A 26631-nucleotide genomic window follows, 5' to 3' on the forward strand; every position below is an offset into this window, starting at 1 on the left:
TGGGTGGGTGGACCATGAGTGACGGCACGGCGACGATGGACGACCTCGACGTCCAGCTGGAGAAGCATCGGGTCGAGCTGACGGGGTACTGCTACCGGATGCTCGGCTCGTCCTTCGAGGCCGAGGACGCCGTGCAGGACACGATGGTCCGCGCCTGGCGGAGCTACGAGAAATTCGAGGGCCGCTCGTCCCTGCGCTCGTGGCTCTACCGGATCGCGACGAACGTCTGCCTGGACATGCTGAACGCGGGCAACAGACGCGCCCGCCCGATGGACCTGACCGACTCCACGCCGCTGGCCCAGGCCGCCCTGTCCCCGCGCCCCGACAACACCTGGCTGGAGCCGGTGCCGGACGCCCGCATACTGCCGGCGGTGACCGACCCGGCGGAGGCAGCGGTGGCCAAGGAGTCCGTGCGGCTGGCCTTCATGGCCGCCCTGCAGCAACTTCCGCCCAAGCAGCGCGCGGTGCTCATCCTGCGCGAGGTGCTGGCCTGGAGGGCGAGCGAGGTCGCGGAGCTGCTCGACACGTCGGTCGCCTCCGTCAACAGCGCACTGCAACGGGCCCGCGCCACGCTGGCCGACAAGAGCGGCGAGGGCGCCGGGGCCGCCGTCTCCGACCCCCTCGACGAGGAGCAACAAAAGCTTCTGGAGCGCTACGTGGCGGCCTTCGAGGGGTACGACATGGCGTCGCTGACGGCCCTGCTGCACGAGGACGCGGTGATGACGATGCCGCCGTTCGACCTGTGGCTGCGCGGCACGCAGGACATCACCGGTTTCATGACGACGCTCGGCTCCGCCTGCGCCGGCTCCCGTCTGGTGCCGGTCGCGGTCAACGGCCTGCCGGGCTTCGCCCAGTACAAGCCGGACCCGGACACGGGCGGCTTCAGTGCGTGGGCGGTCCAGGTCCTGGAGATGTCAGACGGCAGGATCTCCGGGTTCCACTGCTTCCTCGACACGAAGCGCTGGTTCCCGCTGTTCGGCCTTCCCCTCCAGCTCGAAGGGGAGGCCGACGAGATCGAGTAGGGCGCGCAAGGCGGGTGCCGGGTCGCGGAGCCGGATGCGCCCACCGGCCCGCCGGGCGGTGAGCTGAAGCCGGGCCAGTACGTCCACCGAGGCCAGGGTGACGGGCCTGAGCGCCGCGACGTCACACACGACGACTGCGGCCCCGGTGTCCTTCAGCAGTGCCCTCACGTCCTGGCCGAGCCGCGCCACGTCGTCCCGCGTGACGGGCCCGGCCACCACGAGTACGGCGGGTGTCTCGGCGTCCACGGTCGGTAGACCGGGCGGACGCCCGGTACTCATCGCCGACGGATCCGAGAGGCGGCTGTGCCTCTGGGCGACGGGGAACTCGCTGGTGTCGATGACGACGTCGAAGGGTGCGGGAAGCTTGATCGCCTCGCCGAACTTGGCGGTGCTCAGGGGGCGGTAGACGTCGCGGGTCCTCGCTGACGGTGAGTCCGCTCATGGCGATCTCCTATCGGTGCGTCACCGAGTCCAGCACGACGAACGGGACCGGTGGCGGTCCACCGGTCCCGTTCACCCGAAAGGGAAAACGCCTGGTCAGGCGATACGTTCCAGCACGACCGGCGAGGCGGCGAAGTCCGTGCCCGGCGTCGCGATGTCGTACGAACCCTCGATCGCCTCCAGCGCATACGCGAAGCGCTCCGGGGTGTCGGTGTGCAGAGTCAGCAGCGCCTCGCCCTCCTTCACCGTGTCGCCCGGCTTGGCGTGCATCTCGATGCCCGCGGCCGCCTGCACCGGGTCCTCCTTGCGGGCGCGGCCGGCGCCGAGGCGCCAGGCGGCGACACCGATGCCGTAGGCGTCCAGGCGGGTCAGGACGCCCGAGGACGGGGCCTTGATCACGTGCTGTTCCTTCGACGTCGGCAGCGGGGCGTCGGGGTCGCCGCCCTGGGCCGCGATCATCCGGCGCCAGACGTCCATCGCGGAGCCGTCGGCCAGGGCCTTCGCCGGGTCCGCGTCCTTCAGGCCGGCCGCGTCGAGCATCTCGCGTGCGAGGGCGATCGTCAGGTCCACCACGTCCGAGGGGCCGCCGCCCGCCAGGACCTCGACCGACTCGCGGACCTCGAGCGCGTTGCCCGCCGTCAGACCCAGCGGCGTCGACATGTCCGTGAGGAGCGCGACCGTCTTCACACCGTGGTCCGTGCCCAGGCCGACCATCGTCCGCGCCAGTTCGCGCGCGTCCTCGACCGTCTTCATGAAGGCGCCCGAGCCGACCTTCACGTCCAGGACCAGCGAGCCGGTGCCCTCAGCGATCTTCTTGGACATGATGGAGGAGGCGATCAGGGGGATCGCCTCCACAGTCGCCGTGACGTCCCTGAGTGCGTAGAGCTTCTTGTCGGCGGGAGCCAGGCCGTCACCCGCCGCGCAGATGACCGCGCCGACACCGTCCAGCACGGACAGCATCTCCTCGTTCGAGAGCAGCGCCCGCCAGCCGGGGATCGACTCCAGCTTGTCCAGCGTGCCGCCGGTGTGGCCGAGACCCCGGCCCGACAGCTGCGGGACCGCCGCGCCGCAGGCGGCGACCAGCGGGGCCAGCGGGAGGGTGATCTTGTCGCCGACGCCGCCCGTCGAGTGCTTGTCGGCCGTCGGGCGGGACAGCGACGAGAAGTCCATACGCTCGCCGGACGCGATCATCGCGGCGGTCCAGCGGGCGATCTCCCGACGGTCCATGCCGTTGAGCAGGATGGCCATCGCGAGCGCGGACATCTGCTCGTCGGCGACCTCGCCCCGGGTGTAGGCGTCGATGACCCAGTCGATCTGCTCGTCGCTCAGCTCACCGCGGTCCCGCTTGGTGCGGATGACGGAGATGGCGTCCATGGCCACGTTTCCTTCCGAAGTTCGAAGGTGTGCGGCCCCTCCGCGCCGCAGGGGGCGACTCGGAGGGGCCGCACGGGAGTTACTTGGTGAGATGGTCCGGCCCGAAGGCCTGCGGGAGCATCTCGGACAGCGGCAGGATCCCAGCCGGGGTCTCCAGCAGCAGGTCGGGCCCGCCGAACTCGTACAGCAACTGGCGGCACCGGCCGCACGGGACGAGGACTTCCCCCTCGCCGTCCACGCACGTGAAGTGCGTGAGCCGGCCGCCGCCGGTGTTCTGCAGCTGCGAGACGAGACCGCACTCGGCGCACAGACCGAGGCCGTACGAGGCGTTCTCGACGTTGCAGCCGGTGACGGTCCGGCCGTCGTCGACCAACGCCGCGGCGCCGACCGGGTAGCCCGAGTAGGGGGCGTAGGCGCGCGACATCGCGGCGCGCGCCACCTCCCGGAGTGCCTCCCAGTCGACCTGCGGGGGCGGGGTCACTTGCCCTGTCCCTTCCGGTAGGGCAGACCGTCGGCCTTCGGCATCCGCAGGCTCTGCGCGGACAGCGAGAGCACCAGCAGGGTGACGAGGTACGGGGTGGCGGTCACGAGCTGCTTCGGGACCTCGTTGGTGCTGACGTACCAGACGAACATCAGCGCCGAGACCACGATCGTGATCAGCGCGGAGACGTACTTCTTCCTCCACACGAGGTAGAGCGCTCCGGCCACCAGCAGGATCGCGAGCAACAGGATCAACGCATGGACGTTGGTGGTACCGCCGCGCAGGTTGAGGCTGTCGGTGTAGCCGAACAGGGCCGCGCCGAGAGCGGTACCGCCCGGCCGCCAGTTACCGAAGATCATCGCGGCGAGACCGATGTAGCCGCGGCCGGCGGTCTGGCCGTCCAGGTACACGTTGGACGCCACGATCGACAGGAACGCGCCGCCCAGGCCCGCGAATCCGCCCGAGATGATCACGGCGATGTACTTGTACTTGTAGACGTTGACGCCCAGGGACTCCGCCGCCACCGGGTTCTCGCCGCAGGAGCGCAGACGCAGACCGAAGGAGGTGCGCCACAGCACCCACCAGGTGAACGGGACGAGGGCCACCGCGATCACGGTGAGCGGCGACAGGTCGGTGACCAGACCGCCGATCAGGCCAGCGAGGTCCGAGACCAGGAACCAGTGCTTCTGGTTGAGCGTGTCCAGCCAGCTCGACAGGCCCGGGATGTCGAAGGTGCCCAGCGAGTCGATCGGCGGGGACTGCTTCGAGGACCCCTGCGGGGCGTTCTCGAAGGTGAACTTCGACAGGTAGCGGGTGGTGCCGAGGGCGAGGATGTTGATCGCCACACCGGAGACGATGTGGTTCACGTTGAAGGTGACGGTGGCGATGGCGTGCAGGACGGCGCCGAGCGCGCCGCCGATGATGCCGAAGACGACACCGGTCCAGGGGCCCCACTGGTAGCCGGCCCAGGCGCCGAACCAGGTGCCGAGGATCATCATGCCCTCGAGACCGATGTTGACGACGCCCGAGCGCTCGGCCCACAGGCCGCCGAGGCCCGCGAGGCCGATCGGGACGGCCAGGCGCAGCGCCGTGGACATCTGTCCCGTCGAGTCGATGCCGTCGGCACCGGTGATGAGGCGGACGACCGAGGTCAGGAGCAATACACCCGCGACGATCAGCAGGAGTACGGGGAGCGAGAGTCGGCGGCTGCCCTTGCCGGGCTGCTTCGCCTTCGGCTTCGCGAGGGTCGCGGTGGACATCAGGCAGCCACCTCCTTCTTGTGCGAGTTGTTGTTGGCCTCGGCGGCCAGTTCGGCGCCCACCCGCTTCTGCTGGCGGCGCAGGCCCCACTGGCGTACGGCCTCGTACGAGATGACGACCGCGAAGACGATCAGACCCTGCATGATCGTGGCGATCTCCTTCTCGTACGCCACCGGGGTCGCGTAGTCGAGGGCGGGAGACGCCTTGTCGAGGAAGGCGATCAGCAGCGCGGCGAAGGCGATGCCGACCGGGTTGTTGCGGCCGAGCAGGGCGATGGTGATGCCCGTGAAGCCGAGCCCCGTCGGGAAGCTGAGGCTGTAGGTGTGGGCGTCGCCGAGCAGCAGCGGCAGGCCGGACAGACCCGCGACCGCGCCGGAGATCACCATCGCGGTGAGGACCATCTTCTTGGCGTCGACGCCGGAGGCCGCGGCGGCGGTCTCGGAGGCACCGGTGGCGCGCAGGTCGAAGCCGAAGCGGGTGCGGTTGAGCACGAGCCAGTACAGGATGCCCGCGAGGACCGCGAGGAAGACCAGGCCGTAGATCTCGCCGACGTCGGCGCCCAGGTTGATGCCCGGGAACCAGCCGGACTTCTTCATGATGCCGGTCGTCATGTTGTTGCCGACCTGCACGCCCCACACGTTGGAGAGGGTGAGGTAGCCGATGAGGCTGGTGGCGATCGCGTTGAGCATGATGGTCGCGACGACCTCGCTCACACCCCGGGTGGTCTTCAGGATGCCCGCGATACCGGCCCAGAAGGCGCCGGTGAACATGGCGACCAGCATCAGCAGCGGGATCTGCAGGAAGCCCGGCAGCGCGATGTGGGCGCCGACGACGGCGGTCATCATCGCCGCGAGGCGGTACTGGCCGTCGACGCCGATGTTGAACAGGTTCATGCGGAAGCCGATGGCCACCGCGAGTGCCGCCAGGTAGTACAGCGACGCCTGGTTGATGATGAGCACCTGGACGTCGGAGAATCCGGCCTGCTCGATCATCAGCCGGTACGGCTCGAACGGGTTCTTGCCGGAGGCGACCAGCACGACCGAGGTGAGCAGGATGGCCGAGACGAGCGCGATGACCGGACCGGCTACCGCGAGGAGCACCCGCTCCTTGTCGAACTTCTTCATCGGGCGTCGTCCTCCGGGGCGGCGTCGCTTGCGTCTTCGGTGGATTCCTCCACGTGCTCCAGGTGGCCGGACGCGGCACCCGTCATGGCGGAGCCCAGCTCCTCAGGAGTGATGGTGGCCGGGTCGGCGTCCGCGACCAGCCGGCCGTTGTAGATCACCCGGAGGGTGTCGGACAGCCCGATCAGCTCGTCGAGGTCGGCGGAGATCAGCAACACGGCCAGGCCCTCGCGGCGGGCGTCACGGATCTGGTCCCAGATCTGCGCCTGCGCGCCCACGTCCACGCCGCGCGTGGGGTGGGCGGCGATGAGGAACTTGGGCTTGTGGCTCATCTCACGGCCGACGATGAGCTTCTGCTGGTTGCCGCCGGAGAGGGAGGCGGCGGTCACGTCGATGCCGGGGGTGCGGACGTCGTAGTCCTGGACGATCCGCCGCGTGTCGTCCTGGGCGCCCTTGATGTCGAGCCAGAAGCCCTTGGCGTTGGGGCGCTCGGTGACATGGCCGAGGATGCGGTTCTCCCACAGCGGGGCCTCGAGCAGCAGACCGTGGCGGTGACGGTCCTCGGGGATGTAGCCGACGCCCTGCTCGCGGCGCTTGCGGGTGGACCAGGCGGTGATGTCCTCACCGAGGAAGGCGATGGAGCCGGAGTCGGCCTTCTTGAGGCCGATCAGTGCGTCGATCAGCTCGGTCTGGCCGTTGCCCTCCACGCCGGCGATGCCCATGACCTCGCCCGCGTGGATGGTGAAGGTGACGTCGTCGAGGACGCGCCGCACCTCGCCGGCGCCCTCGGCGGTGCCCTCCGCCAGCAGACCGGAGGACGCCGGCTCGGCGAGCTCGCCGAGGGAGGCGCCGCCGCTCGCGAACGCCGTGAGGCCCTTGACCTCGATGACCGGCCGGTCCGTGACGGTGGACTCGGCGGTCTCCGGGGTGGGCAGCTCGCTGCCGACCATCATCTCGGCGAGCTGGCGCGGGGTGGTCTCGGACGGGACGGCGGTGCCGACCGTCGTACCGCGCCGGATGACGGTGATGTCGTCGGCGACCGACAGGACCTCGCCCAGCTTGTGGGAGATGAAGATGACGGCCAGGCCCTCGGACTTCAGCTCGCGCAGGTTGTCGAAGAGCGCGTCGACCTCCTGCGGAACGAGTACGGCGGTCGGCTCGTCCAGGATCAGCGTCCTCGCGCCGCGATAGAGGACCTTGAGGATCTCCACGCGCTGGCGGTCGGCGACCCCGAGGTCCTCGACCAGGACGTCGGGGCGTACGTTCAGTCCGTAGCGGTCGGAGATCTCCTTGATCTTTTTACGGGCGGCGCCGCCGATGCCGTACAGCTTCTCGCTGCCGAGGACCACGTTCTCCAGGACCGTGAGGTTGTCGGCGAGCATGAAGTGCTGGTGCACCATGCCGATGCCACGGGTGATGGCGTCGGCGGGGCTGTTGAAGGACACCTGCTCGCCGTCGACGGTGATCGCGCCCTCGTCCGGCTTCTGCATGCCGTAGAGGATCTTCATCAGCGTCGACTTGCCGGCGCCGTTCTCGCCGACGAGGGCGTGCACGGTGCCCCTGCGGACCGTGAGGTGGATGTCGTGGTTGGCTACGACACCAGGGAATCGCTTGGTGATCCCCGCCAGCTCGACCGCGATCGTCGGCTGAGCGGTGAGCGGAGGGCTGCTGGACGCGTCGATGGCGCACTCTCCTTGGAAAAGGGGCCCCTCTACGCGCGTAGCGCCCCTGCCTTAAATAGGGCTCGGGCCAGACCGGAACCGAGCGGTTTCCAATCGTTCCGAGCATTGTGCCGCGCGAACGGGGTGCGGTCAGGCCATCCTTCCCGCACCCCGTTCCTCGGCCGTAACGCTCCCATTACGGCAACGCCTTGGCCATGGCCTGTTATGGCCTCTTGTCCCGGACGTCCCGGCGCCGTGATGTCGGCGCCGGGACTCCGGGGACGCACTTCACGCAGGCGGACGTCAGGAGGACTTGACCTTGATCGTGCCGTCCTTGATGCCCTGCTCGGCCTTCTTCAGCGCGGCCTGCAGGTCGGCGTTGTTCTTGAACACCGGGTTGGAGTCGGCCAGGCCGACGCCGCCGTTGTCCAGGCTGCCGCGGATCTCGCCGCTCAGCGGCTTCTTGTCCTTGATGACCGACTGGGCGAGGTCGTACACGGCACCGGAGACGTTCTTCAGGGCCGAGGTGAGGATGTAGTTCTTGTACGACGCCAGCGCGCTCTGCTCATACTGGTCGGAGTCGACGCCGATGGCCCACACCTTGTGCGCGGCGGCGGCCTTGATGACGCCCTGACCGGACAGACCGGCCGCGTGGTAGATGACGTCGGCACCGGCGTCGATCTGGCCGTTCGTGGCGCTCTCGCCCTTGTCGGGGCTGGAGAAGCCGCCCTCCTGAGGCGTCTGGGTCAGGTACTGCTTCTCGATCTTGATCTTCGGGTTGACCGACTCGGCACCCTGGACGAAGCCCGCCTCGAACTTGTGGATGAGCGGGATGTCCACGCCACCGATGAAGCCGATGTGGTTCTTCTTGGTGGTCTTGGCCGCGGCGACACCGGCGAGGTAGGAGGACTCCTCCTCGTGGAAGACCAGGTCGGCGACGTTCTTCGCCTGGATGGTGTTGTCGTCGATGATGCCGAAGGTCACCTTCGGGAACTTGGCGGCGACCTCCTTGACGGCCGGCGCGTACACGAAGCCGACGCCGATGACCGGGTTGTAGCCCGCCTTGGCGAGCGTCTCCAGACGCTGCACCTTGTCGGCGTCCGTCTCGCCGTCCTGCGGCTCGACGTCGCGGCCGCTGACGCCGAAGTCCTTCTCGGCCTTCTGGAAGCCGGCGTACGCGGCATCATTGAAGGACTGGTCGCCCTTGCCGCCGATGTCGTACGCAAGGCCGATGCCCTGGGACTTGCCGCCCTTGCTGCCGGCGGACGAGGTGGACGAGCTGCCGCAGGCGGAAACGGTGACAGCAAGGGCTGCGGTTGCTACGCCAGCAACGGCGATACGGGACACCCGGCGCATGGAACGAGACTCCTTTGTGCGTTGCGCCCATACCAGGCGCTGGTTCCGCGGCAGCGTAACGCGCGTAGACCAGACGGAAAACCCCTTCTGTCCGGTCCGTTATCGAGATGTGGCCACAGCCACACGGCACGTCACGGAGAGCGGTGCGGCGCTTGCAGGAGGCAAGGGCGCGGGCATCGCACGGAGGGGAATGAGGGGTGGTGTCATCGCGGAAACATAGGAGGGACCGGGGCCGTCGCGAATTCGGATGCGACGGGAAACAGCCACCCTACGCCGCCTCCGCCGCCCGCTTCCAAGCTGTGCCCGGCCCGCCCCGGGACCCCCGTCGCGCGCGACGGGGACACACAGGCGCCCCCGGCCGGTTCCCCGGCCGGGGGCGCCTCTGGTCGCAGTCCGCTGGGCGGAGCCGACTAGTTGGTGTTGACGGTGATCTTGCCGTCGATGATGTCCTGCTTGGCCTTCTCGACCGCCGCGACGACGTCCTTCATCGCCTGGTACTTCGGGTTGGAGTCCGCGAAGCCGACACCGCCGGACTTGAGGTCGCCGCGCTGCTCACCGGTCAGCGGCTTGCCGTCGACGACGGACTTGGCCAGGTCGTAGACCGCACCGCCGACGTTCTTCAGGGCCGAGCCGAGGATGTAGTCCTTGTACTTGGCCAGCGCGCTCTGCTCGTACTGGTCCGAGTCCACTCCGATCACCCAGACCTTGTGCTCGGCGGCGGACTGGATCACGCCCTGACCGGACAGGCCGGCCGCGTGGTAGATCACGTCGGCGCCCGCCGCGATCTGGCCGTTGGCCGCCTCCTTGCCCTTGTCGGGGCTGGAGAAGCCGCCCTCCTGGGGCGTCTGGGTCAGGTACTGCGACTCGATCTTGATCTTCGGGTTGACGGACTTGGCACCCTGGTCGAAGCCCGCCTCGAACTTGTGGATGAGCGGGATGTCCACACCGCCGATGAAGCCGATGTGGTTCTTCTTGGTCGTCTTCGCCGCGGCGACACCGGCCAGGTACGAGGACTGCTCCTCGTGGAAGACCAGGTCGGCCACGTTCGCCGCCTGGACCGTGTTGTCGTCGATGATGCCGAAGGTGATCTTCGGGTACTTGGCCGCGACCTCCTTGACGGCCGGCCCGTAGACGAAGCCGACACCGATGATCGGGTTGTAGCCCGCCTTGGCGAGCTGCTCGAGCCGCTGCACCTTGTCGGCGTCCGACTCGTTGTCGTTCGGCTCGACGTCCCGGCCGCCGATCTTGAACTCCTGCTCGGCCTTCTGGAAGCCGGCGAAGGCGGCGTCGTTGAAGGACTGGTCGCCCTTGCCGCCGATGTCGTAGGCCAGACCGATGCCCTTGCCCGTGTAACCGGACGAGCTCTTGCCAGAGTCGGAGTTGCTGTTCGACTCCGTGCTGGACTTGCCGCACCCAGCGGCCGCGAGGGCGATGACCGCCACGGTCACCGCAGCTTGGGAGAACCTCGTCCTCCGAGAGATCACACGCACAGCAAGCCACCCCTTCGTCCCCACGGCACCGTGACCGGCCCGCTTCCCCAATGCGCCGCCACAGCAGCGATTCCGGCGCACAGTAACGCGCGTAGAAGGGGAGGGGAACGGGGTTCCTCGCGGCCGTTATCGATTCGTGCCGCCACCGGGTTACGTTTGCGCGACGGCCGTTACCGAGGAGTGTCACAAGGGGGCGAAAGCCGCGGATCGGGAGCCGGTTCCGGCCACCTGCGTGGGTGCCCTGAGGGACACCCCGACGGCGCCCTGCGGCACCGCCCTGATGTCCCTCGGGCCCACCGCTCCGGAACCCGGGGACGCGCGGTCGGCGCCCCCGGAACCGCCCGCTCCCGTACGGTCTACCGCTCCGCGTCCAACAGTGCCGCCGCCGTCATCAGCTCGACGCCCACGGTGATGGCGTGCTCGTCCACGTCGAAGTCGCCCTGATGGAGATCGCGGATCAGGTGGTCCCCGGGCCGGCGGACACCGAGGCGGGCCATGGCGCCCGGCACGTGCTCCAGGTACCAGGAGAAGTCCTCGCCGCCGAGGCTCTGCTCGGTGTCCTCGACGGAGTGGACGCCGCGGCGCGCGACCATGGCCTCGCGCAGCAGCTCGGTCACGATGGGGTCGTTGACGACGGGCGGCACCCCGCGGATGTAGTTGATCTCGGACTTGGCCCGGTACAGGTTGGCGATCTCGTCGATCGCCGCGTGCACGAGGTCGGGCGCCTGCCGCCAGGCGTCGAGGTCCAGACAGCGCACGGTCCCGGACAGCTCCGCGTGCTGCGGGATGACGTTGGGTGCGTGGCCCGACTCGATCCGGCCCCAGGTGACGCCGAGTCCGCTCCGGGCGTCGACGCGGCGCGCGACCAGCGCCGGCACCTCGGTGGCGACGCGCGCGGCGGCCGTGACGAGGTCGGTGGTGAGGTGGGGGCGCGCGGTGTGGCCGCCGGGGCCGTTCAGCGCGATCTCCAGCCGGTCACAGGCGGAGGTGATGGGGCCGTGCCGCAGCCCGATGCGTCCCGCGTCGACCCTGGGGTCGCAGTGCACGGCGATGATGCGCCCCACACCGTCCAGGACACCGGACACGATGGCGTCGGCGGCGCCGCCCGGGAGGACCTCCTCGGCGGGCTGGAAGACCAGCCGCACGGGCTGCGGCAGCCTGCCCTCGCGGTGCAGTGCGGCGAGGACGAGCCCGGCGCCGAGGACGACCGTGGTGTGCACGTCGTGCCCGCAGGCGTGCGCGCGGTCGGGCACGGTGGAGCGGTAGGCGCAGTCCGTCTTGGTGTCGGGGATGGGGAGCGCGTCGATGTCGGCGCGCAGGGCGAGCATGGGGCGTACGCCGTCCCCGTCGCCGATGTCGCAGAAGAGCCCGGTACCGGCGTCGAGCACACGCGGCGCAAGTCCGGCCTTCTCGAGGCGTTCCTTGATCGCGGCAGTCGTGCGGAACTCCTGATTGCCGAGTTCCGGGTGCATGTGCAGGTCGCGGCGGAAGGCGACAAGTTCAGCGCGCAGTGCCTCGGGCAGCGCGCCGGGGAGCAGGGCGTCCCCGGGGTGATCGGCCTCGGACTCTCTGGACATCAAATGGTTCACCCTTTGAAGGGTAGGGCGACCGAGCGGTCGACCGGCCCTCGATGGCGAAACTTCAGCCCCTCAGGCGAAGAAAAGTCGGCCGCCCGCCGCATATCCGGCGGTTGGGATGGGTACACTCCCCCAGCTTTTCTGGGCGGTGGGATCGACGGATGTCGACCGGGTCCGTCGGGGTGGCCGCGGAGCCGTCCGGCGCCGCGGAGGGCGCCCCGTGATCCCTGCACGGGACCGCTCGCGAGTCCGAGCGTCCCGTCGCGGGGAACGTCCGGAGGACCCGGCTCCATTCCCGCGTACCCCACGGATACCACGCCACGCCCCCGTTCCTCTCCCTTAAGCACCGCTCCATACGCCGGTTCGGCTTCCAAGGCCGAGACCGACGTCCACATGGCGGGACGGTGAACCCTCGAAAGCCCGCCCCCGGTCCCCCGTCCGGCCGAGTAGCGTGCGCCAGCGTGAACGCCCAGGAACCGGACTTCATACGCGCCACACGGGTCTCGTACGACGCCATGGCCCCCCACTACGCCGCCCGTTTCCCCGACGGACTCGCCACCCGCCCGGTAGACCGCGCCCTGGTCACCGGGTTCGCGGACCTGGTGCGGGAGCACGGCCCCGCCCCGGTGGCCGATCTGGGATGCGGCGCCGGTCATGTCACGGCGAGACTCCACGCCCTCGGGGTGCCCGTGTTCGGGGTCGACGTGTCCCCCCGCATGGTGGCCCTGGCCCGGCGCACGCACCCCGACGTCCGCTTCCATGTGGGCACGATGACGGCCCTGGACCTGCCTCCCCGGACCCTCGGCGGCATCGCCGCGCTGCACTCGATCATCCATGTGCCGCAGGAGTACCTGTCCACGGTCTTCGCCGAGTTCCACCGGGTCCTGGCCCCGGGCGGGCACGCCCTTGTGGCGTTCGAGACAGGTGACGACGAACACGTCGCGGCGACGGAGGGCCTCGGGCACCAGATGGCCCTGGACCATCACTGGCACGCCCCCGACACGATCGCGGCCCATCTCGCGAAGGCCGATCTGCCCGTCCGGGCGTACACGCTGCTGGAGCCGGAGGCGGACGGGAAGCGGCAGTGCGCCTTCCTGCTGGCCGGCAAGCAGCAAGACGCTCAGGACGACGAGGCCTGAGGGGCCCCTGAAGGCTCCGGCGGGGCGCACCGGGCCCCGGAACGGGGCCGCCCGGCCGGTCGGCGAGAAGCGCCGAGGGGCCGGGCGGGTACGTACGGAGTCGGCGGCCGGTCCACACCACCGGCTCGGCGTTGCGAGCCTCCGGCTCAGCGACGGCGACGGGCGTGCAGACGCCGGCGGCCGGTCCGCGCCTCCGGCTCAGCGTTGCGTCGGGCACCGGCGGCCGGTCCGCGCCTCCGGCTCAGCGACGGCGACGCGCGCGGAGACACCGGCGGCCGGTCCACACCACCGGCTCAGCGACGGCGACGGGCGTGGCCGGGCCGACGGCCGGTTCGCGCCTCAGGATCGACGCCGGCGACGGGCGTGCAGGCGCCGGCGGCCGGGCCACACCACCGGCTCAGCGACGGCAACGGGCGAGGCCGGGTCCGTGGACCGGCCCGCCGTTCGCGCACCGTCGCTCTCTCCCGCGGCGGGCACGCGCCGAATGCCGCGGTCGATGTTCCTCGACCGGGCCAACGGAGCGCGAGCCGCCGGGATGCCGTCCGGACCTGCGCCGCCGGAGTGGTCCGTCAGCCGAAGCGGCCCTCCACGTAGTCGGCGGTCCGGGGGTCCGTCGGGTTGGAGAACATCGCCGGGGTCGGTCCGTGCTCGACGATGACGCCGGGGGTGTTCTGTTCGGCCAGGAAGAAGGCGCACTGGTCGGAGACGCGAGCGGCCTGCTGCATGTTGTGGGTGACGATCACGATGGTCACCTCATGGGCCAGCTCGCGGATGGTCTCCTCGATACGGCGCGTGGAGGTGGGGTCCAGGGCCGAGCAGGGTTCGTCCATCAGCAGGACCTGCGGGCGCACGGCGAGGGAGCGGGCGATGCACAGACGCTGCTGCTGGCCGCCGGAGAGCGCGCCACCCGGCTGGCGGAGGCGGTCCCTGACCTCCTTCCACAGGCCTGCCTTGGTCAGGCACTCCTCCACCAGGTCGTCCTTGGCGTCGCCGCTCACCCGGGTGCCGGTCAGCTTCAGACCGGAGGTGACGTTGTCGTAGATCGACATCGCGGGGAACGGGTTCGGCTTCTGGAAGACCATGCCGACCTTCCGCCGCGCCTCGGTCAGCCGCTGCCCGTGGGCGTAGATGTCCTGGCCGTTGACCAGGACCTCGCCGGCCAGCGAGGCGGACGGGACGAGTTCGTGCATCCGGTTGAGGATGCGCAGGAACGTCGACTTGCCGCAGCCGGAGGGGCCGATGAGTGCCGTGACCAGGCCGGACGGCATGGTCAGCGACACGCGGTCGAGGACTTTGTGGTCGCCGAACCAGGCCGAGATCTTGCGGGCTTCGAGAGACGCTCCGGTCACTTCGGCCGCCGCGACCGGGGGCAGGGGCAGCGTGGTCTCGGTCTGGATTGTCTGGTCGGTCACGGCTTGTCCTTCATCAGCTTCAGCGGTGGGGTACTCGGTCACGGCAAGGGGTCACAGCAGGTTGGGCAGGAGCAGCATCGCCTGGTCGGCGACCATCAGGCCCAGCGCGCCCAGCAGCGGGACACCGACCACCCAGGTGTGCGGCCGGCCCCAGCGGGCGTGCGCCCAGGCGAGGGCCGCGGCGGCCAGGACGAGGGCCTGACCCCACAGCACGAGCGGCAGCCAGGCCGACTGCTGGGATGCCATCGGCTTCTCGTCGTCCGGCAGGGCGCCGGAGGCGATGGCGGGCGCGGGGGTGGGCTGGGCGGTGGAGACCAGGTCCGCGTCCACCCGCAGGATGCCCCGGGGCACGAAGGGGGTGCCGTCGGCCGTGATGAGCGTGAGGCGCCCGTGGCCCTCGGCCGGTGCGGGCGGCTGGGGGTCGCCGGACCGGCGCGGCCCGATGACCCGGTAGGTGTGCTTGCCCTGCCCCGTCGTGAGGGTGAGGGTGTCGCCGGTGCTCAGCTCGCCCAGCCGGCGGAAGGGTCCGCCGTACGTCGCCTGACGGCCCATGATCACGCTGACCCCGGACTGACCGGGCAGCGGCGTGTCCCGGCGGTGACCGGGGCCACGGGACAGGTCGTCGGCGGTGGTGCCCTCGCGGACCACCTCACGCAGGTGGAGCGCGGGGATCTCCAGGAGCGCGACGGGCTCACCGGGGTTCGGCGCGCGACCGCCGCCGGTGGACTGGCCCACGGGGGCGACCCCGTTGGCCAGGGCGGAGCGGAAGCCGGCGTAGTCGACCTGGCGGTCGCGGGCGTGCCGCAGATCGCTGACCAGGCCGGCGTCGGCGACAAAGCCGAGCAGCAGCGCGGCAAGGATGCTCAACGCGGCGCTGAGAATACGCAGTCCGGGCCCGGCGGCCGGGCGTGCCGGACGGGGGGGCCGGACCCGGCCGGGCCCGGCAGCCGACGTGTTGTCGGCTGCCAGGGTCCCGGACGGGGAGGCGGTCGGAGCCGTCATCCGATCTTCACCGACGCCGTGGTTGCGGTGCCCTTGCTGTACCCGGTGCGCTTCGCCGTGATCGTCACGGTGAGCTTGTGACCGCGGTCCGAGCGGGTGGCGGTGTACGTCGAGTGCGTCGCACCGCTGATCGTCCGGCCGTCACGCTTCCAGACGTAGCTGTACGACGTGGCCGACGGGGACCAGGACCCGGCACGGGCCGTCTGTCGGTAGCCGACCCGGTGGGTGCCGGCGATCGAGGGCTTGGCCACGTTCTTCAGGGCGGGGCCGACGGCCACCGTCACGGACGGGCTGGTCGAGGTCGTGCTGCCCGTGGTGTTCGTGGCGGTCGCCCGGCAGGCGATCTTGTGCGCGTAGTCGGTCGAGGTCAGCCCATGGGTGCGAGCGGTGGCGCCGCTGACCGTCTTGCCGTCACGGAGCCAGGCGTACTTGGTGGACGTCGCGCCGCTGAACGACACCGAGCAGGTCACCGTGGAAGCGACCCGCACCGTGCCGGTCACCTTCGCGGCCGTGACGACCGCCGGGGGCTTGATCTTGACCGTGTACGAGAGCGGAGCGGACGCCGAGGCGCCGTACACCGCCGGGTCGGACGGGGTGAACGCGGCCTTCAGCGTGTGGGTGCCGACGGCCAGGGCGCTGGTGGTCAGGGTGGCCGTTCCACCGGACACGGCGACCGGCGTGCCGAGCTGGGTCGTCCCGTCGAGGAAGCGCACCGTGCCGACCGCGGCAGCCGGGGCGACGGTCGCCGTCAGCTTCACGGCCGTCCCCTGCACGGCCGAGCTCGCCGGGCTGGCCGCGAGCGTGGTGGTCGTGGCGGTGACGGGCGCGGTGCTCTGGTACGTGGTGTTCGAGGTGAACCAGATCGGCGCCGTGAAGTCGCCGAGGCTGGTCTCGTCGAAGGTCGTACGGCACGTCAGCGTGAAGTCGTAGCGACCCTGGAGGGTCTGGAAGCCGGCCTCATTCGCGTAGTCCCGCATGGTCTCCATCAGGGGGACGATCATCCCGCCGTTCGGCGCCACGTTGTAGATCTCGACGGGCGAGTTGCCCACGACGATCTTGCCGTCGGCCGGGAAGCCCGCGCCCTTCACCGTGACGATGACGGCGTTCGCGGTGTCCGGGCAAGGCGCCGAGGTGGTGAAGTCGATCCCGCTGGCGTCCGAGCCGGTGGCCGGGGCCACCTGCATCGACCCGATGACATCGGCCTCGGCACCGCCGGTGCCCAGCACGAACGCCCCGGCGCCGACCACGGACACAAGCGTGGCCGCCAGCGAGCGGCGTACAGCCTTGGCATACATGATGTGTCGTTTCTCCCAGTCTTTCCGGACTTGTCCGGCTCAGTTGTTCGAGGTGTCGGTGGTCGGGAAGTCCTCGCGCGCACGGGCACGGCGTACGACGACGACACCCGCGAGAACCAGCGCGGCCGACAGGGTGCCGAGCACGCCCGCGTTGACGCCGGTGGCCGCCAGGGAACCGCCGCTCCCCGAACCGCCCGACGCACCGCCGTTGACGTTGGTCGAGATGTCCTGGGAGCCGTCGCCCGTCGAGGTGTCCGTCGGGGTGGCGGTGTCGGTGGGCTCACCCGTGTCGGTGGGCACACCCGTGTCGGTGGGCTCGGCCGTGTCGGTGGGCTCGGCCGTGTCGGTCGGAGTCGCGGTGTCCGTGGGGGTCGCGGACGTGCTGGACGAGGTCGTCGGCGAGCTGGTCGGACCGGCCGGGTCGGTGTTCTGGTACGCGGTGTTAGAGGTGAACCAGATCGACGTCTTGAAGTCCTTGAGGCTGGTCTCGTCGAAGGTCGTACGGCACGTCAGCGTGAAGTCGTAACGACCCTGGAGGGTCGAGAAGCCGACCTGGTTGGCGTAGTCGCGCATCGTCAGCTGCAGCGGCACGATGATGCCGTTGTCCGGCGTCCTGTTGTACGCATCGATCGGCGCGTTGCCGATCACGTTCGTGCCTTCGGACGCGAAGCCCGAGCCCTTCACCGTGACGATGAGGGAGTTCGCGGAGTCCGGGCAGGCCGCCGAGGTGGTGAGCTGCATGAGGCTGATGTCGGTGCCGGTGGCGGGTTCCATCGTCATCGTGCCGGCGTCGTCGGCCGACGCCTGGACAGCGGTCACCCCGGTGACGAGCAGCCCCGCCGTGCCGCAGGCCGCCATCAGCGAACCGAGGCGGACGGCGGCCGCTCGGGACCTTTGGGGCTTATGGAGTGTGAAGGACACGGTGTTTCTCTCCTTTGGAAGTGGATCAGGACGTGGTGGCGGTGGTGCTCAGTCGCCGGTGCCGGCAGTCGGTTCCTCGGTCCGGGTTCGACGGCCGCGCACCCAGAGGCCGAAGGCGGCCAGGAGCGCCAGCAGGAAGACGGTGAATCCGGCGACCGACCATGCGGTGAAGACGCTGTTCGATTCCTGGGCGGCGCCCGCTCCCACTCCGTTCGGGAGCGCGGCGACCGGCGTACCGGAGCTGTCCGGCTGGGCGGACGCCGCAGGCTGCCCCGACTGCTGTCCGGGCTGCCCCGGCTGCTGCCCGGTCTTCCCCGGTGCCGCCTGAGGCGTCACTGCCGTCCCACCCGGAGTCGTTGTCCCGGCAGCGGGGTTCTGAGACGCCACCACCTTGGGGAACACGACCTTGGTGCCGTCCGTGTACGAGGTCTTCCCGGTGAAGCGCAGCGATCCGGTGAAGTCCCGCAGGCTGTGGAAATCGAAGGGGCTCTTCAGGCAGCTGACCGTGAAGGTGTAGGTGCCGCGCAGCGTGGTGAACCCGGCCGTCATGGCGTAGTCCCGCATGGTGAACGTGAGCGGGATCGCGAGGCCGCCACCCGCCACCTGCGTGTACGCGGTGAGCGGCGAGTTGCCGACGACCATCTGGCCGCCGCGCGGGAAGCCCGACCCGGTGACACTGGCGATGAGGTTGGTCGTCTTCGCGGGGCAGGGCGCGTCGGCGGTGAGGCTGATGGGCTCGGTGTCGCTGCCCTTCGCCGGGGTGACCGCGAGCTTCCCGCCGTCCGCGGCCTGCGCGTCCGCGGGTGTGCCCGCCACGACCGCGCCGGCGGTCAGCAACGCGACCGCCGCCAGGCCGACCGCCTGCTTCGCACCGGACTTCTTGCCGATCGTGCGCGTGGACTTGGCGGCCCCGGTCGGGGGGTTCCGGCGACGTCGACGGCGTACCAGCCATACCGTGGCAGCGCCGGCGAGGACGAGCAGCACGGCGAGCAGCGCCCAGGGCACGGCGGAGAAGGCCACGGTGCGGGTGACACGGGGCAGGATCTTGAACTTGACGTCGCCACGCACAGGCTGGGGGTCGACCGTGACCGTCGTCGTGTCGCGGAACGCCGGGAAAACGCCGGTGGCCGTCGTCGTCATCGTCACGGCGTCGCCCGGAAGCAGTTCGGGGAGGTCACGGAGCTTCGCCACCGTCGCCGTGCCGCCGAAGGCGTCGCGGACGCTGACCGCCTGATGGGCCGCCAGCCGCACGTTGCCGGTGTTGCGGACGGTGTACGTCACGGTCGCAGAGCCGCTGCCGAAGGGGTTGGCGGTGCCGTGGTATTCGGTGTGCAGGTTCTCGACGGCGAGCCGGGACGTGATCTCGCCGGCGACGCGGAGGTAGATACGCGCGCCGACCCGCTGGTCGACGGCGACCTTGTTGCCCTTCTTGTCGGTTGCCGAGGCCGCGAGCGAGGCGACGATGCCGCCGGTGTGATCTCCGGGGGTCGCCTTCGTCGGGACGGTCAGAGTGAAGGGCACGATGACTCGGGAGCGGGCGGGTATCTTCACCCGGTTCTTGTCCAGCTTGACCCAGGCACCGGCGTCAGTGGGCTTGCGCTTGGCGGCGTAGAGGTCGAAGCCGCCGTCGGCGGTGGTGAAGGCGTCCTGTGCGTACACCCTCAACATGAGTGGCTTCGTGCCGTAGTTGAAGACGGCGATGTGGTCCTTGACGATGGCGCCCGGGGTGGCGCCGTACGAGAAGTTCGGCCGCGCGTCGGGCTTCTTCGCGGCCGAGGGCTGGACGCCGAACGTCGTACGTCCCGTACCCCCGTGCCCCGCGTCGCTCCGTTGGGTGGCCGGTGCGGTGGCCGAAGCGGCCGCGGCCGGAAGGACGGCGAGAAGGCAGGCGGCCAGGAGGGCGGCGATGCGGCGGGCTGAGGTGGTGATCATGTCGGGTCGTCCGTTCGGGCGCGGGCGGTACCTGGTGTGCGGAGGGGCGGAGGTGGCCGGGACGGGCATCACTGCCCGTCCCGGCCCAGGGCGGATCCTCAAAGGGGCTGAGGTTCTGCCCCGTCACCCAGCCGCCCGGATCAGATGGCCGTCAGGGTCAGCGTGGCGGTGTAGGTGCCCGCCACAGTCGAGGTCGGCACGTTGAAGGCCAGGTCGGCGCCGAGGTGGGCGGTGCCCAGACCGGTGCCGTTGGCCAGGGAGCGGGAGGCCTTGAGGCCGGCCGCACCCGCGTCGGAGGGAGCGACACCGTGGGCCGCGTCCACCGACGAACCGGCGGTGACCGTCTGGGCCGCGCCCTTGTCGATCACGTTCGGGGTCCAGCCGAGGTTCTGGCCGTTGATCTGGTGCGAGCCACCGTCGGAGAAGTCGGTCACCTGACCGCTGACGGACCAGCCCGGGTTACCGGCGCGGGTGTCGGTGAGCGTGACCGGGTTGATCGCGCCCGCGGTGGTGAGCAGGTCGCCGTTGGCGTTCAGCTGCGGGGAAGGCAGCGTGACGTGCGGGTTGTCGACGCTGATGACCAGGGCACCGGACTGGACGGTGGTGGTGATGTCCTCGGAGGCGGTGACGCCCTTGAAGGCACCGATCACGTACGGGACGGCACCGGAGGTGGAGCCGGCGTACGCGTCGGGGTTCGTCGGGACGAAGACCGCCGTGAAGGAGTGGTCACCCTCCGGCAGGCTGCTGGTGCTGAAGGACGCCTGGCCGGCCGCGACCGGCACGGTGCCCAGCGTGGTGGTGGTGCCGCCCACGGTGTCCTGGAACTTGATGGAGCCGGCCGCCGAGGCGGGCGACACCGAGGCCGTCATGTTGACCGGGCTGAACTTGTCCGCCGTGCCCTCGGGGGAGACGGCCAGCGCGGTGGTGGTCGGGGTCGCCGGGGCGGCCTCGACGGTGTAGTCGACGGCGCTGGACGTGGAGCCGTTGAAGGCCGTGCTGGACGGGGTGAACACCGCGGTCAGCGAGTGGCTGCCGGCACCCAGGGCGCTCGTGGTGAGCTGCGCCTGGCCACCGGAGACGGTCACCGGGTTGCCCAGCGCCGCACCGTTGTCCTTGAACTGGACCTGGCCGGCGGCACCCGCGGGGCCGACCGACGCGGTCAGCGTCACCGGGGTACCCGCGGTGACCGGGGCGTTCGGGGACACCGCGAGGGAGGTGGTGGTGTCGGTCTTCTGGGCCGGGTCGGTGTTCTGGTACGTCGTGTTGGACGTGAACCAGACCGCGGACGTGAAGTCACCGAGGCTGGTCTCGTCGAACGGCGTGCGGCAGGTGATGACGAACGAGTACTTGCCGGTCAGGGTGGAGAAGCCGGCCACGTTGGCGTAGTCGCGCATCGTCGACGTCAGCGGGACGATCAGCCCACCGTTCGGCGCAGTGTTGTACGCCTCGATCGGCGAGTTGCCGACCACGATCTGGCCGTCGGCCGGGAAGCCCGAACCGAACACCGAAGCGATGATGTTGGTCGCGTTGCTCGGGCAGGCGTCCGAGGTGGTCAGCTGCATGCCGGTGTCGTCGAAGCCGGTCGCCGGGGTGACCTCGGCCGTACCGATCTCGGCGGCGTGCGCCGCAGGCGCCATGATCAGGCCGCCCGCGAACGCAGAGACCAGGCCCGCGAGACCGCCCGCCAGAGCTCGCGAGAGAGTCTTCTTCAGCACTGTCGTGCTCTCCTTCTAAGAGGATTTATCGAAGAGTTGGGAAGGTCAGGGGGTCTGCTTGCTGGTGTCGCCGCAGTTCGGGTTGGCCGCGAAGCCGTAGGTGTTGATCACCGAAGTCTGCTGGCAGATCAGGGAGTTGGAGCCGACGAAGACGTCGCTGTACGGCGCCGTACCGATCTTGCTGGTCGGAATGACGTTGTAGACGTCGCGCTTCACACCGAAGTTGTTGTTGAGGACGTTCGGCGCAATACCGTCGATCGTGCCGAGGATGGCCCGGCCGCGGAGGTCAGCGGTGGTCAGCGAGGACTGCGCGTTGTACTGCGCGATGGAGAACGGGACGATCGAGTTGTCGTCGAGGACACGACCGTCGTGCTCCTGGACGGGGTTGCCGGCCTTGGTGTCCTTGATGCAGGGGTAGATACCGGCGACCACGTCGGCGTCCGTGATGCCCATCTGGGACTCCCAGAAGCTGCGCGTGCCGGAGCCGGCCTGCGGCAGGTACACCGTGAACTTGTAGTTCGGGGCGGTGCCCACGTAGGCCGCGTTGCAGTGGTAGATGGCCTTGAGGTCGGCCAGGGCGAGCTTCCGCGGCACCTTGCTGCTGGGGGTGATCGCGTAGCTCACGCCGTCCACGGCGAACGGCACGTAGGTCAGGCCCGGGCTGGCGGCGGCCAGGTTGAGGCTGGAGGAACGCGCGAAGTCCACGCAGCCGTCACCGGCTCCGTTGTTCGCCTGCAGCGAGGTCAGCAGGGCGGTGCGACCGGCGCCGGAACCGTTCGGTCGGTTGAGCGTGCAGCCCGGCGTGGCGGCGGGGTCCTTGGTGGTGATCTGGGCGGAGCCGACGGCGTTGTACGAGCCGAGGACCTTGGTGCCGTTGATGGTGATCTGGCCGGCCAGGGCGTTCATCACGTCCTGCGTGGTGTCGGAGCCGACACCCGCGAGCTGACGGTAGGTGGGCGTGCCGGACGGGTCGGCGGACGCCTGCTGGGCGCCGATGGCACCGGTCAGCAGACCGGCGATGCCCACGGCGGTGACGGCAGCCATTCTCTTGTTCACGTGCGATACCTCTCGGGTTAGGCTTTTGCCGGGTGATGCCCGGCGCGGTGTTCGGACAGTTCGTTGGCGCGGACCTGTCGGTGTTTCGGGTTCGGGCATCACCTCTCTTGTTTCGGGGACGTCTTGTCCCTGGTGCGCCAGGCCGCGACGCCGGCCGCGAGGCGCGGCACGACCGTCGGAAGGACGGGGCCGCAGATCGCAGCGGCGATGCCGGTGACCAGGGCGATCAGTAGGGCGTAGCGCACGGCGCCGAGCGCCCAGTCCGGGGTCCGCAGCAACGGGCTGCCGGAGGCGGCAGCGGGCGCGGTGGACGGCGATCCGGACGGTATGGAGGAAGTTGACGGGGAAGCCGCGGCGCTGCTGGTCGGGCCCGAGGGCTCGCCGGACGTTCCGGCACCGCCCGAGCCCGCGGCTCCGCCGTTGCCCGTTCCGTCCGAGGTCCCCGTGCCGTTGCCACCCGTCCCGCCGTCGGTCGACGGGGTGGACGGCGAGGTGCCGGCCCGGGAGGCGATGGCGTCGGCGACAGCACGGGTCTGGGCGCGGACCGTCGCGGGCAGCGGGGCGTAGCCCGCGGGCAGGGATCCGGACGACACACCGGGCCGCTGCCCGTTTCCGACCGCGTACCGCAGCAGGGCCGCGTAGTCCTGGCCCTCCGCCTTGGTGAGCTTCTCCGGCACGGTCGCGGCGTAGGTGAGCAGCGTGAGTGGGTAGGCGTCAGGGCTCTTCGTGGCCGGGTCGGGGCTGAGCACCCCGCTGACCCCGCTCGGCTTCATCGTTGCCTGCGCGGCGAGCAGTCCCGGGCTGTCGGGGGCCACGAAGCGGCCGGCGGCGTTCTGCAGCTTCGCCGTCACCAGGCCGTAGCGCGCCGCGGTCGCGGTGTCGGTGAGGGCGAGGATGGCCCGCTTGCCGGCGGCCTGTGGCGGGTCCTTCTTGTAGGCCGGGGGCGTGGTCGTGTTGTCCCAGCTGGTGCGGGCAAGCGAGTCGCCGCGTGCGGCGGACCGGGCGGCCGAGTGCAGGTCGGTGGCGTACGGGTGCTTGTCCTGGATGCACAGGGGGTTGTCGGGGTGGTCGGTGAACTTCTGGCAGAACGGGTCGCTCTTCGGGAACTCCTCCCGGGGCAGCGACATCTTCTGGTAGTTCGGGTTGACCTTCATGCCCGAGAAGCCGGGGTCGCCGTACCGTCCCTCGTTGTCGGGAGTGCCGTTCAGGAACTCCCGCGCCGCCGGGTCCTGCCCCACCCAGGTCCACAGGTCCCATGCCGCGTCGGACAGGGCCTCGGGCACGATCACGTCGCCGAGGCGGCCGGGAAAGGCGAGGTCCTTGTAACCGGGGTTGTACTTGACGAACTCCGGGTCGGCGCCCAGGTTGAAGGGATTGCCCTCGGTGCTCTTCGCGAAGCGGGAATTGCCGTCCGGGTACGACTCGGTGAGCAGCTTGGCGACCAGGCGGGGGGTGAGGTTGAGCGAGGTCAGCCGTGCTCCGTCGCTTTCCCTTACCCCCTCGGGCGCGGCATCTCCCGCCTGGCTCTCGATGAAGAAGCCGATGGTCAGACCCGACAGCGAGACGGGCGCGTAGACCGGTTTCTGGTCGAACGGAACCTGGTCGCCGGTGGCCGGGCGGCCGAGGAAGACCATCCCGGGCGTGCCGGAGACCAGCTTGGCGCGGGCGGTGTCGTCGGTGACCTGTGCGTAGCCGTAGATCGTCTTGCTCGAGGACTGGCACAGGGTCGGCTGCCAGCGGGTGATCGCCTCGGCGACCATCTCGTTGCCGAGCGTGCTGCGCTCGTCGGCGCCGATCGGGCAGAAGCTGCCCATCGGTTCGAAGCTCAGCGGAACGACGAGACGCTGCGCCCAGTTGCTCGCGCTGAGCGGCGACGACTGGAGCATTCCGCTGGGCTGCGAGGTGTACGCGCTGCCGTCCACCTCGGTGTCACCACGAGGCACGATGACCAGCCAGCACTTCCGCCCGGTAGTCGCTCCGGACTTCCCGGCCGGTACCTCGCCGCAGCCGAGGCCGGGTGCCTCGAGTCCCGTCTGGGCCTCGAAGTAGACCTCACCGGTGCCGTTGGGGCCGGTACGGGCGTAGGAAACCTCGTTGGTGGTGTTGACGTCGTAGAACTCGTTCCAGTTCCCGAACTTGATCACCTTGCCGGCGACCGGGCGGAAGGGGACGTACGAGATGCCGGTGCTGCTCGGCGGCGGCATCTTGTCCTTCTGCGCCTCGTCCACCAACTTGCTGCCGTAGTTCAGCTGCCGGGTGTTGGTGTACGCGCCCGCACCCTGCTGTCCGGCGACCGGGCCGGGCCCGCCTGCGGAGGAGCCGCCGAACTGGCACTGATCGGGGTCGGGTCCGTTCTTGCTGTCGCCCCAGCACTGCATGATCTGCAGGTAGTTGGCGGCGTAGGTGGTGTCCGTGGTGGTGGGGGCGGCCCCCTTCCACGTGATCTTGAGGACCTGGTTGACCAGGTTGCGGGTCTGACTGACCGTCACCTTCAGGTTCGCGTACGGGCCCTGGCCGGAGACGGTCACCTTCGACGCGGAGTCGGCTGCCACGGCGGGCGAGGGAGCCGAGACCAGCACGGCGGTGCCGATCACCGAGAGCAGGGCGACCGCGACGGCGGCGGACGTGGCGACGAAGCGGCGGAGCGCAGCGATCATGACTTGCCCCGCTTCAGTCGCCGGTTGAGCAGCGGAGGCCCGACCGTGACCGCGAGCAGCAGCACGCCGGCCATGGCCATCAGCGCGGTCCGGGAGCCGCTGCTGATGCTCTTGGAGGTGTTGACGGGCTGGGCGAACGCGTCGACTCCCGTGCCGCCGGCCGCGGCGCCGTCCGTCCCGACCACCTGGCCGGTGTCCGGGTCCACGGTGGCGCCGGCGCCCGCGGTGGGCGTTCCTGAGGCGCCGCCGCTGCCCTTGCCCGTGCCTGAGGACGGACCACCCGAGCCGGCGCCCGTCGTACCCGTGGTGCCGGTACCAGAGCCGCCCGTACCGCCGGAGGAGCCTGAGTTGTTCGATCCGCCGGCGACGTTGGTCGGGGTCTTGGCCCCGCCGGTGCCGGTGGCGCACTGGCTCTGGCCCTGCTTGTCACAGGAAGGCGGGTAAGGGGCCGTGTTGGCCAGGGTGTTGGTGCCGTCGGTGGAGAAGGTGGGGTTGTGGCAGCTCTTGATGTCGATGCTCTGGACGTCGACCCCGGGGATCCTGCGGACCTGCTTGAGGCCGGCCTCCACGAGGTTCCTCGGCAGCGGCGAGTAGCCCAGGTTGTCCACGTGCTGCTGCCCCTGGCAGAGGAAGTAGTACGCGAAGGCGCCGAGGGTCTTGCCCTTCTGGTTGTTGAAGTTCGACTCCAGCTTGGTCGGGATGATCATGTAGCTGTAGCTGGAGAGCGGATAGGCGCGCGCGTCGCTGTCGTTGTAGACGTCGTCGAGGATCTGCGTCAGATAGGCGGGCGAGTTGCTGTCCTCGTTGATCCGCGCCTTCAGCAGCGCCACCGCCACGTTCTTCGCGGTCGGCTCGGTGTAGTACCCGGCCTTGTTGAGCACCTTGGCCACCGGGAAACCGGTCGTGTACACCGCGTACGAGTACTCGACGTACGTGATGGTGCCCACGTTGCCGGCCTGCGCCACATAGCCGGAGACACCGTTCGAGCCCGCCTGGCTCACCATGCGGCTGCCCGGGATGACCGGGTAGTTCGAGGTCGTACCGCACGGGGTGCTGCGGCCCGCGCGACGGCAGTAGTCGTCCCACAGCGACGGGTACTGCTTGCTCATCCAGGTGGTGAGCTGGGCCGTGGTGCCGGAGCCGTCGGAACGCACCACCGGGACAACCTGGCGGGCGGGCAGGGCGTTCTTGAGCGCGGGGTTGTCGGCCTTTATGGCGGGGTCGTTCCAGAGCTTGATCTGGCCGGTGAAGATCTTGGCGATGACCGGCCCGGACAGCCGCAGGTTGGTCACCCGCTTGCCGCCGATGGTGAGGTTGTACATGAACGACGTACCACCGGCCACGATCGGCATGTACGCGTACTTGCGGGACGGCGCCGAGTCGACGACGCCCGAGTCCTTGACGCCGTAGGGGATCTCGGAGACGGCGTAGTCCACGGTTCCGTTGCGGAACTGGTTGCGGCCGTCCGACGAGCCCGTGCCGTTGTAGTTCACGGTCATGCCGTACTGCTTGACGTTGGCCCGCCACTGGTCGAGAGCGTTCTGGCTCCAGGTGGAGCCGGCACCCGAGATCGGCACGTAGGTCGCGGCGGTTGCTGGGGTGGCGCCGAACAGGAGGGCGGCCAAGAGGAAGAGAGCAGTGACGGCTCTCAGGCGTGCGAAGGGTGCCGGAGGCGATCCGGGCATGGCTGGTGACTCCTGGTCAGTGTGGGTGAGTGCGG

The 26631-nt window shown here is 70.0% G+C and carries 20 protein-coding genes and 1 pseudogene; 2 read left to right on the forward strand and 19 right to left on the reverse strand.

Features of this window, described 5'->3' with window-relative positions; translation table 11 throughout:
* The first annotated feature begins 14 nt into the window (after positions 1–14).
* Positions 15–1022 (forward strand): sigma-70 family RNA polymerase sigma factor, encoded by a 1008-nt coding sequence (locus ACQEXA_RS22930; protein ID WP_432931777.1) that lies wholly within the window; start codon positions 15–17, stop codon positions 1020–1022.
* Here ACQEXA_RS22930 and ACQEXA_RS22935 read toward each other — a convergent pair.
* The 10 genes and pseudogenes from ACQEXA_RS22935 to ACQEXA_RS22980 all read right to left on the reverse strand — a co-directional run bounded on the left by ACQEXA_RS22935 (position 915) and on the right by ACQEXA_RS22980 (position 11782).
* Positions 915–1301, reverse strand: coding sequence for an STAS domain-containing protein (locus tag ACQEXA_RS22935; RefSeq protein WP_432931775.1), 387 nt, complete (start codon positions 1299–1301; stop codon positions 915–917). The two genes, ACQEXA_RS22930 and ACQEXA_RS22935, sit on opposite strands and share 108 nt — an antisense overlap.
* Positions 1302–1340: 39 nt before the next feature.
* Positions 1341–1433 (reverse strand): annotated as a pseudogene (locus ACQEXA_RS22940) (Uma2 family endonuclease); the annotation flags it as partial.
* 126 nt (positions 1434–1559) lie between these two features.
* The gene (locus tag ACQEXA_RS22945) at positions 1560–2843 is read right to left on the reverse strand and encodes a thymidine phosphorylase (protein WP_432931773.1); all 1284 of its coding nucleotides are present in this window, start codon (positions 2841–2843) and stop codon (positions 1560–1562) included.
* Between the two features lie 73 nt (positions 2844–2916).
* Positions 2917–3318 carry a cytidine deaminase gene (locus ACQEXA_RS22950; protein WP_432931771.1) on the reverse strand — a complete coding sequence of 134 codons (402 nt, stop codon included), beginning with the start codon at positions 3316–3318 and terminating at the stop codon, positions 2917–2919.
* Positions 3315–4577 carry an ABC transporter permease gene (locus ACQEXA_RS22955; protein WP_359393753.1) on the reverse strand — a complete coding sequence of 421 codons (1263 nt, stop codon included), beginning with the start codon at positions 4575–4577 and terminating at the stop codon, positions 3315–3317. The genes ACQEXA_RS22950 and ACQEXA_RS22955 overlap by 4 nt, the downstream gene beginning before the upstream one ends.
* The gene (locus ACQEXA_RS22960; RefSeq protein ID WP_432931768.1) at positions 4577–5701 is read right to left on the reverse strand and encodes an ABC transporter permease; all 1125 of its coding nucleotides are present in this window, start codon (positions 5699–5701) and stop codon (positions 4577–4579) included. The genes ACQEXA_RS22955 and ACQEXA_RS22960 overlap by 1 nt, the downstream gene beginning before the upstream one ends.
* Positions 5698–7380, reverse strand: a complete 1683-nt coding sequence (locus ACQEXA_RS22965) for an ABC transporter ATP-binding protein (protein WP_432939489.1) — start codon at positions 7378–7380, stop codon at positions 5698–5700. Before ACQEXA_RS22965 ends, ACQEXA_RS22960 begins: the two co-directional genes overlap by 4 nt.
* Positions 7381–7662: 282 nt before the next feature.
* Positions 7663–8715, reverse strand: a complete 1053-nt coding sequence (locus ACQEXA_RS22970; RefSeq protein ID WP_432931766.1) for a BMP family lipoprotein — start codon at positions 8713–8715, stop codon at positions 7663–7665.
* Between the two features lie 410 nt (positions 8716–9125).
* Entirely contained in the window at positions 9126–10163 is a 1038-nt protein-coding gene (locus ACQEXA_RS22975; protein ID WP_432931764.1) for a BMP family lipoprotein, read from the reverse strand.
* 398 nt (positions 10164–10561) lie between these two features.
* The gene (locus ACQEXA_RS22980; RefSeq protein WP_433130869.1) at positions 10562–11782 is read right to left on the reverse strand and encodes a M20 family metallopeptidase; all 1221 of its coding nucleotides are present in this window, start codon (positions 11780–11782) and stop codon (positions 10562–10564) included.
* Positions 11783–12243: 461 nt separating this feature from the next.
* Between ACQEXA_RS22980 and ACQEXA_RS22985 the strand changes: the two genes are divergently transcribed.
* Positions 12244–12921, forward strand: a complete 678-nt coding sequence (locus ACQEXA_RS22985; RefSeq protein WP_432931760.1) for a class I SAM-dependent DNA methyltransferase — start codon at positions 12244–12246, stop codon at positions 12919–12921.
* A gap of 569 nt (positions 12922–13490) precedes the next feature.
* Here the strand turns inward: ACQEXA_RS22985 and ACQEXA_RS22990 are convergent.
* The 9 genes from ACQEXA_RS22990 to pstS form a co-directional block, all read right to left on the reverse strand.
* On the reverse strand, positions 13491–14270 hold the full coding sequence (locus tag ACQEXA_RS22990; protein WP_433134596.1) for a phosphate ABC transporter ATP-binding protein: 780 nt from the start codon (positions 14268–14270) through the stop codon (positions 13491–13493).
* A gap of 114 nt (positions 14271–14384) precedes the next feature.
* On the reverse strand, positions 14385–15335 hold the full coding sequence (locus ACQEXA_RS22995; RefSeq protein ID WP_432931758.1) for a sortase: 951 nt from the start codon (positions 15333–15335) through the stop codon (positions 14385–14387).
* Positions 15332–16630: an Ig-like domain-containing protein gene (locus ACQEXA_RS23000; RefSeq protein ID WP_433130871.1), complete on the reverse strand. Its 1299-nt coding sequence runs from the start codon at positions 16628–16630 to the stop codon at positions 15332–15334. The genes ACQEXA_RS22995 and ACQEXA_RS23000 overlap by 4 nt, the downstream gene beginning before the upstream one ends.
* A 39-nt stretch (positions 16631–16669) precedes the next feature.
* On the reverse strand, positions 16670–17551 hold the full coding sequence (locus ACQEXA_RS23005; RefSeq protein ID WP_432931754.1) for a hypothetical protein: 882 nt from the start codon (positions 17549–17551) through the stop codon (positions 16670–16672).
* Positions 17552–17599: 48 nt separating this feature from the next.
* The gene (locus ACQEXA_RS23010; protein ID WP_432931752.1) at positions 17600–19483 is read right to left on the reverse strand and encodes a WxL protein peptidoglycan domain-containing protein; all 1884 of its coding nucleotides are present in this window, start codon (positions 19481–19483) and stop codon (positions 17600–17602) included.
* 140 nt (positions 19484–19623) lie between these two features.
* Complete coding sequence (locus ACQEXA_RS23015; RefSeq protein ID WP_433130873.1) at positions 19624–21198, reverse strand: Ig-like domain-containing protein; 1575 nt, start codon at positions 21196–21198, stop codon at positions 19624–19626.
* A gap of 45 nt (positions 21199–21243) precedes the next feature.
* Positions 21244–22254 (reverse strand): substrate-binding domain-containing protein, encoded by a 1011-nt coding sequence (locus ACQEXA_RS23020; protein ID WP_432931748.1) that lies wholly within the window; start codon positions 22252–22254, stop codon positions 21244–21246.
* 98 nt (positions 22255–22352) lie between these two features.
* Positions 22353–24911: a hypothetical protein gene (locus ACQEXA_RS23025; RefSeq protein WP_433130875.1), complete on the reverse strand. Its 2559-nt coding sequence runs from the start codon at positions 24909–24911 to the stop codon at positions 22353–22355.
* Complete coding sequence (pstS, locus tag ACQEXA_RS23030) at positions 24908–26596, reverse strand: phosphate ABC transporter substrate-binding protein PstS (protein WP_432931744.1); 1689 nt, start codon at positions 26594–26596, stop codon at positions 24908–24910. The genes ACQEXA_RS23025 and pstS overlap by 4 nt, the downstream gene beginning before the upstream one ends.
* Between the last annotated feature and the right edge of the window lie 35 nt (positions 26597–26631).

This window comes from Streptomyces sp. CA-106110, from assembly GCF_050936285.1.
GTDB lineage: Bacteria > Actinomycetota > Actinomycetes > Streptomycetales > Streptomycetaceae > Streptomyces.